This window comes from Arthrobacter sp. H14 (genome assembly GCF_000520495.1).
Taxonomy (GTDB): domain Bacteria; phylum Actinomycetota; class Actinomycetes; order Actinomycetales; family Micrococcaceae; genus Arthrobacter_C.
In genome coordinates this window covers 1-6,180 of sequence record NZ_KI914695.1, presented here as the reverse complement: position 1 = coordinate 6,180, position 6,180 = coordinate 1, and the positions used below count along the sequence as shown (strand labels likewise).

Genomic DNA, 6,180 nt, shown 5'->3' with positions numbered 1-6,180 from the left:
GCCGCCCGAGGATGAAGGCAATCCACAGCGGAACGGCCGTTAACGCGTCGGAGAAATTATGCACCGTGTCGGCCAGCAGTGCCACCGATCCACTGATGAAGACGACGATGAGCTGGAGCACCGCCGTCGCGCCTAATCCCACCAAACTGATTTTGACGGCCCTGATGCCTTGGCCACTCGACTCCATGGCGTCGTCGATCGAGTCGCTGACGTCGTGGCTGTGTGGAACGAAAAGGCCGTGGAAAAACCCCTTCAGCCCGGTCGGATGCACGTGGTGATGCCCGTGCTCGTGGCCATGTGCATGCTCATGATCACGGCCGTCGCTGTGTGTGTGGCCATGATCGTCGGCGCGGCGCTGGTCCGCGCCGTGTTGGGAACCTTGTCCGGTGGGCAATCGATTCACGCTCCCACGGCCTCGTCCCCATGGTGATGACGCGGAACGCCACCCAGCGAATGCTCGGCCTGGAAGATCGCATCTGTGACGAGTTTTCGGGCGTGCTCGTTTTCCAAGCGGTAGAACACGCGTGTCCCCACCTGCCTGGTGACGACCATCCTCGCCAGCCGAAGTTTGGCCAGATGCTGGGACACGGCGGTCGACGGTTTATCCACGATGTCTGCCAAGTGGTTCACCGACAGCTCCTCATCACGCAGGGCGAGAATGATGCGGACGCGGGTGGCGTCGGCCAGCATGGAGAAAACCTCGACCGCCAGCTCGACGTATTGACTGTCGACGTCGGCCCCGCATACCTGTTTATCTGCATCCATATGCAGATAATGACACAAGCGGGCGATTACCTCAATACGTGCCGACGGACGAAAGCGGCCCCCGCCGTCGTAAATGACTGCGGGGGCCGCTGTGTTGCCAGGTACGGCGGGCGGGTTTTCGGGCTACAGGAAGCCGAGCGGATTGACGGTCTGGCCGTCCTTGACCACCTCGAAGTGCAGGTGGCAACCGGTGGAGGCGCCGGTCGAACCGACATTGCCGACGGATTCGCCCGCCTTGACCGACGCGCCATCGCTGACCTTGATCGCCGACATGTGATTGTAGGTCGTCTTCAGGCCGTCCTCGTGCTTGACCGTGACGCGGTTGCCCCCACCATACGGATGCCAACCGGCCTGGACGACCTTGCCGTCAGCTGAACTCTTGACCGGGGTGCCGCAGGTGGCGGCGTAATCCTGGCCGGAATGGAACTCGCTGGCAGCACCGGTGATGGGGCTGACGCGGTAACCGAAGGACGATGTCGGCTTGAGGTACGCCAGCGGCGCACCCAGGTCTTCGGACTTGGAGTCGTGCTTGGACCCGGACTTTTCATCCTTCTTCCGGTCCTGCTTAGCCTTGTCCTTATCGGAATCCTTGCCGGATGACGTGGATCCGGAAGCCTTGTCGTCAGAACCGCTCGAGGCCGGCTTGACGCTGGAACTCTTCTCCTCGTTGTCGTCCCCGACTACCCCCTGAGGCTTGAGACCGTTTGGTGTGAAGTCGAGGCTGGCGGTGCTCGAGGCGGTCAGGGCGCTGGTGACGTTCGACGCCGCTTCAAGCTGGTCCTGACTTGCCTGTGACTGCGCCTGGGGAAAGGTAACCGCGGCGATCATGCCGGTTACGGCGAGCGCCAGAGCGCCCTTGTGAACCCAGGACTGCGAAGATTTGGGTGCGCTGGATGCCGCGCTGTGGCGGCCGGACTGCTGGGAACGGCTCGTGGGAGCTGATTCGGGCATAGGGGAAGTTGCGGGATCCGCTGCGCGGCGACCCGCTGATTTATTGCGAAACAAAAAGGTCCTCTCTCAGGCACCCGTGAAGTTAGCTGTCGGATTCGAGTTGAGACCAAACTCGGCCCTGCGCGGCAGCGGTCAGCTAAAGACAGCCAAACCGATTGCGATGCCGCTGGCGGGCTTAACCCCAAGGCAGTAAAACTGCCGCTGGTGGTTCCTCCACCCCTGTCATAAATACGAACGGGACTGGTCCGCTGACAGGATTCGGTGGACGGACCAGATGTGCCGGACAAAAACGGCGATAGTCAAGACTAGACAGATAGAAGTCGTAGTTACAATTTCGTTACCCAGTTTGTGGTGAGTCTCACGGCGCGGGAGGCGTGTCGGAATAGAACAATTTCCCGAACACGCCATACGTTATGCGCTTCTCTTCCCGAAGGATGCGCCGTAGTCTAGGGAAATTGTGAGGCCGCTGGAGCGTCCCATGCGCCGCAGGGGACCAGTCGGCCCTGGTGACGCATAGGAGCGAACTTGATGGTGCAACGAGGCGTGTCCCGATCCTCTGTCCGGATTTCACTCTTATGCGCCCTGCTCCTGATACTGGGACTTTTCTCCCCCGGCGGCGGCACCTTGACCGCGGCCGGCGCAGACCAAGCCAACGACGTCGGTGCTGCCCCTGGAACCGCAGCTAACCAGCCCAGCGTCGCCGGCAAAAACCCCGGCAAGTACAGCAACCCGCTGAAGCCGGAAATCCCGGACGATGGCGTCGTCGGCAGTTGCGCGGACCCCACCGTGATCCGCGGGCAGGAACCGGACACCACTTGGTACATGTACTGCACAACCGACCCGCTTAACGATGAAGATCTCGACGCCGAGGGAAACCTGGTGTTCCACCGGATCCCGGTGATGACCTCCAAAGACCTGGTGAACTGGACGTATGCAGGAGACGCCTTCGACCAGCTGCCTGACTGGGCTGAACGCGATGCAGCGCTGTGGGCGCCCGAGGTCACGTACTCGACGACGCACGACCAGTACTACATGTTCTTCGGGGTCACCGACACGACCGCCGAAGTCAGCGGTGTGGAGAACTGCGACTCGGATAACGCTATCGGTGTTGCAACCAGCGACAGCCCGACCGGCCCCTGGGATTTCGCCGCAGAACCGGTCGTCGCGCCGCGGCAGAACGGCCCGGGCTGCGACTTCCTATGGACCTATGATCCCGACGTCCTCGGGAACACAGTGACGGACAAGAGCACCCTCTACTACGGCAGCTACTACGGTGGCGTTTTTGGCACCGAACTCACGCTGACCGGCGACGGCGCGACCGTGGACGAAGCGCAGGCGGAAATGGTCGCCATCGACAATAAGTATGAGGGCACCAACGTCATCTATAGGGATGGCCACTACTACATGTTTGTCTCCGCCACGAACTGCTGCAACGGCGCATTGACCGGATACAGCGTCTTCGTTGGACGCTCGACCAGCCCGCTCGGCCCATTCGTCGATCAGCATGGCAACAAGCTCACTGACCCGCAGGCCGGCGGCACTCCGTTCCTGACCATGAATGGCAACCGTTGGGTGGGCACCGGCCACAATACTGTTTTCCAGGACGCGGCCGGCGACTGGTGGACGATCTACCACGCCGTTGACCAGGAGGACCCCTTCTTTGAGACCGCGCCCGGCTTCACGAAGCGCCCCGCACTGCTCGACGCCATCGACTGGATCGACGGCTGGCCGACCGTGAACAGTGGACACGGACCATCCGATTCGCCCATGCCTGCGCCAGCGGGCCAGGAGGGTGAAACCTCCCGGCACAAGGCCCAGCCCGTCAAGACGCAGGTCCCGCATGAGCTTCTCGAAAGCTACTCCGACGATTTCAACGGGAACATGCTCGACGACGCGTGGTCCTGGGAGTGGTCTGGTGAAGAGGCGACGGCGGGCACGCCGCCGCAGAACAGTACGGAAAACGGCGTACTGAGCGTGAAGATCCAGGCAGCAGATCTGCATGTCGACGTCAATAATGCCTATGTTCTTTCGCGGAATGCGCCTAAGGGCGATTACGTCGTCGAAACCAAAGTACGCGTGAACGTGCCCGATGCAGGCTGTTGCTTCAATTACGCGCAGGCCGGGGTTTTGGCCTACGGCGACGAGGACAACTACCTGAAGCTGACCAACACCTCGATCTGGAACACACGGCAGACTGAGTTCGCGAAGGAGATCAGTCCGGTTCCCGAGGGCTGGTCACGCTACGGAAATACCGTCGTGGGGGCTCCCTCGGAGGAGTGGACGTACTTGCAGATTGTGGTCGAAGAGCTGACCGGGGCCGAAAGGGCCGTTGCCGGCGACGACACCGAAAGCTACACGGCGTACACCAGCCAGGACGGAGTCAACTGGGTGCGCGGCGGGACGTGGACCCATTCGCTGGACGAGGGCGCCGGCATCGCCCTGGCAGCCTTCGGTTTACAGGATCCTGGAGCGGACTTCACCGCGGAGTTCGACTACGTGCGCACCTCCACCCTGAAGGAGAGCTCCTCCCGGTAACTCTGCCGGCCATAAGGGCCGGACGCCTGCGCCCCACGAGGTCTGGTTAGTTGTTTCCGTAGCGGTAGTTCCGGTCGTTCCCGCCGAGGCCTTCCCCGTCACTTTCGTCGGAATCGTCCCGGTCGGCGTCGTCGCCATCGCTCCAGCCTTCTCCGCCGTAACCATTCCAACCGTCCCGGTCAGTTCCGTCTTCCGGTTCCGGGCTGGACGTGGTGGATTCGTGACTCGGCTCCATGGATTCCAGGCTCGTGCTGGTGGGCTCCGCGTTTGGGCTGGTGGGCTCCGCGCTTGGGCTGGTGGGCTCCGCGCTTGGGCTGGTGGGCTTCGGGCTTGGGCTGGTGGGCTTCGGGCTTGGGCTGGTGGGCTCCGCCGTCGGAATCGGCGATGTCCCGGCACCCTCGGTTGGTGCCGGCGACGGCGATGTTTCGCCACTCTCAGTGGGAGCGGGAGCCGGCGTAGTCTCAGTACTCCCGCTGGGGACGGCAGCCGCAGTAGTCCCGTCATCCTCCGTGGGGGCCGGGACCGGCGTCGGATCCGTTTGCGTGCCTGAGTCGGAGGCCGAGTCCGGCCCAGCATCCGGTGTGCCGCTCAGCGCCTGCATCCCATCGCCGTCGGGCTGATCCGACGACGAGCCGCTGGACTGCGCGGGCCCCGATGCCGGTGTGTGGGCTGACTCCGCCGGCTGCGGACCTGGTTCCGTTATAGGCTGCTGCGTGACTGCCAGTTCCGGAGTACTTTCACCTGAAGCATCCAAGCTGCCGGCGGCCGGGACATTGCCAGCAGCACCGTTGGCGACGACCCTTCCGGAACCATCGGCGTCAACAATGTTGCCATCGGCGGAGCTGCCGTTGACAACAATGCCGCCGTTGCTGGCGAAAAGCGCTTCGCCCGTGCTGGCCTTGCTGGCGAAGAGTCCTTCGCTGGAGCCGCCGTCGATCTTATGCCCGTCGAGGTAGCCGTCGATGACAGCGTCGGTGGTAAGCCAATCGGAATGGAGAGTTACATTTGCGGCGGCGGAGGCGGTCGGCGAACCGCCGCCGGCCTGTGCCTGCGTCGTTCCGTCGGCTGTTGGCGGGTGAACCTGCGACAGCGCGACGGCGGCGACGATGCCGGTCACGGCGAGCGCAAGAGAGCCGTTACGGACCCACGGGTTGGTTCCAGCCGCGGCGGGGACTGGCGCGGCTGCCCAGCGGTGTCCGGGCAGTGGAGAATGGTTGGAGCGCGGAACGAATGCCGCGCGTGCGGAGGAAGTAGCGGGAGCAGCCGCACGGCGGCCGGTTGGTTTACTGCGCATCAAACTGGTCCTCTCTCAAACACCTGCGAAGTTAGCTGTCGGATTCGGGTCGAGGAGACCCGGCCGCTGCGGCGGCGGTACGGCCGAACGGTGGCCGTACCGGTTGCGATGCCACAGCGGTTTCACCCCAGGCAGTTGCGATGCTGCCGCTGGTGGTTCCTCCGCCCCTGCCATAACTACGAACGGGACCGGTCCGCTGACAGGGTTCGGTGTACGGACCAGCTGCACCCCCTACAGGCGGTGCTGCCCCAGACTAAGCAGAAACGCTGCGAAGTTACAATTTCGTTATGCTTATCCACATACCCCGCGGGGGTACCCTGTTGCCTCATTGCAATACCTCCGGGAAGAATAATACGTTGCCTCATTTGAGAACCTCCGGATAGCGGGTTTCGTTGCCTCATAGGAAAACCTCCGGGAGGGTTAGGCGTTCCAGGCCCGGTTGACGGGTTTGATTGGCGCGGCTTTCTTCGCGAGTGCGAGTGTTTCCAGCTCTGCGGTCAGTGCCAGAATCTGGCGTGAGAGAGCGGCGGGTTTGATCCGTTTGAACTGAGCGTTCATCTGGATAATGGGGCGTTTGCGCATCTTCTCGTGCCGGATCGCCCGCTGGTGCGGGGTGGCTGGCTTATCGTGCTTTT

5 protein-coding genes, 1 pseudogene and 2 riboswitches are annotated in these 6,180 nt (G+C 62.8%); of the genes and pseudogenes, 1 reads left to right on the top strand and 5 read right to left on the bottom strand.

Going from position 1 to position 6,180, the window contains the following annotated elements:
• From Y707_RS27770 to Y707_RS29225, 3 genes are all read right to left on the bottom strand, one after another.
• The coding region (locus tag Y707_RS27770) for a cation efflux transmembrane domain-containing protein (RefSeq protein WP_162150254.1) at positions 1 to 394 on the bottom strand (394 nt) is incomplete at its 3' end.
• A 5-nt stretch (positions 395 to 399) separates the two neighbouring features.
• Positions 400 to 765, bottom strand: a complete 366-nt coding sequence (locus Y707_RS0119790; RefSeq protein WP_081745024.1) for an ArsR/SmtB family transcription factor — start codon at positions 763 to 765, stop codon at positions 400 to 402.
• A 123-nt stretch (positions 766 to 888) separates the two neighbouring features.
• Complete coding sequence (locus Y707_RS29225) at positions 889 to 1,716, bottom strand: M23 family metallopeptidase (RefSeq protein ID WP_051442232.1); 828 nt, start codon at positions 1,714 to 1,716, stop codon at positions 889 to 891.
• A gap of 56 nt (positions 1,717 to 1,772) precedes the next feature.
• A riboswitch (cyclic di-AMP (ydaO/yuaA leader) is annotated at positions 1,773 to 1,972 on the bottom strand.
• Between the two features lie 272 nt (positions 1,973 to 2,244).
• Here Y707_RS29225 and Y707_RS0119780 point away from each other — a divergent pair.
• Entirely contained in the window at positions 2,245 to 4,251 is a 2,007-nt protein-coding gene (locus Y707_RS0119780; protein WP_051442231.1) for a glycoside hydrolase family 43 protein, read from the top strand.
• A 46-nt stretch (positions 4,252 to 4,297) separates the two neighbouring features.
• Here the strand turns inward: Y707_RS0119780 and Y707_RS0119775 are convergent, their stop codons facing one another.
• Both Y707_RS0119775 and Y707_RS31765 read right to left on the bottom strand, forming a co-directional pair.
• Entirely contained in the window at positions 4,298 to 5,545 is a 1,248-nt protein-coding gene (locus tag Y707_RS0119775; protein WP_026536356.1) for a hypothetical protein, read from the bottom strand.
• Positions 5,546 to 5,550: 5 nt separating this feature from the next.
• Positions 5,551 to 5,749, bottom strand: a riboswitch (cyclic di-AMP (ydaO/yuaA leader).
• A 216-nt stretch (positions 5,750 to 5,965) separates the two neighbouring features.
• Positions 5,966 to 6,180 (bottom strand): annotated as a pseudogene (locus Y707_RS31765) (hypothetical protein); the annotation flags it as partial.

Excerpts from the sequence above, each read along its gene's own strand:
- Y707_RS29225 (WP_051442232.1), bottom strand. The coding sequence starts at position 1,716 with ATGCCCGAATCAGCTCCCACGAGCCGTTCCCAGCAGTCCGGCCGCCAC.
- Y707_RS0119775 (WP_026536356.1), bottom strand. The coding sequence starts at position 5,545 with ATGCGCAGTAAACCAACCGGCCGCCGTGCGGCTGCTCCCGCTACTTCC.
- Y707_RS0119780 (WP_051442231.1), top strand. The coding sequence starts at position 2,245 with ATGGTGCAACGAGGCGTGTCCCGATCCTCTGTCCGGATTTCACTCTTA.
- Y707_RS0119790 (WP_081745024.1), bottom strand. The coding sequence starts at position 765 with ATGGATGCAGATAAACAGGTATGCGGGGCCGACGTCGACAGTCAATAC.